This is a genomic window from Microbacterium allomyrinae, assembly GCF_020682705.1.
In the GTDB taxonomy this organism is placed as follows: Bacteria; Actinomycetota; Actinomycetes; order Actinomycetales; family Microbacteriaceae; genus Microbacterium; species Microbacterium allomyrinae.
Window position 1 is genome coordinate 887 of the sequence record NZ_JAGTTN010000018.1, and the last position, 459, is coordinate 1,345.

Consider the following 459-nt stretch of genomic DNA (forward strand, 5'->3'; position numbering starts at 1 on the left):
GCCCGTCACCGGCCTCACCACCGGTAGCGAGTACTGGTTCAAGGTCCGCGCGGTCAACGCCAACGGCGCATCCGCCTACACCGCGTCCGTGTTCGCCACCCCCGTCGGAACCACCCCGACAGCGACACCGACGCCGACGAACCCGACCAACGTCCCGGGCCTTCCGGGCGGGGTGACGGCTGCTTCGGCATCGTCGACCTCGGTCGCGGTGTCGTGGACCGCGGTCTCGGGTGCCACGAAGTACGAGATCGCCTACCGTCCCACCGTGGCCGGCTCGGTCAAGTACGTCACCACCACCGCAACCACACAGCCCGTCACCGGCCTCACCACCGGTAGCGAGTACTGGTTCAAGGTCCGCGCGGTCAACGCCAACGGCGCATCCGCCTACACCGCGTCCGTGTTCGCCACCCCCGTCGGAACCACCCCGACAGCCACCCCCACCCCCACCACAACCCCCAC

At 69.7% G+C, this 459-nt stretch carries 1 protein-coding gene; it reads left to right on the forward strand.

Translation table 11 applies throughout. The features are described 5' to 3' along the window. Positions 1-459: fibronectin type III domain-containing protein (locus tag KEC57_RS19035; RefSeq protein WP_267492965.1), on the forward strand; the 459-nt coding region annotated here is incomplete at both ends.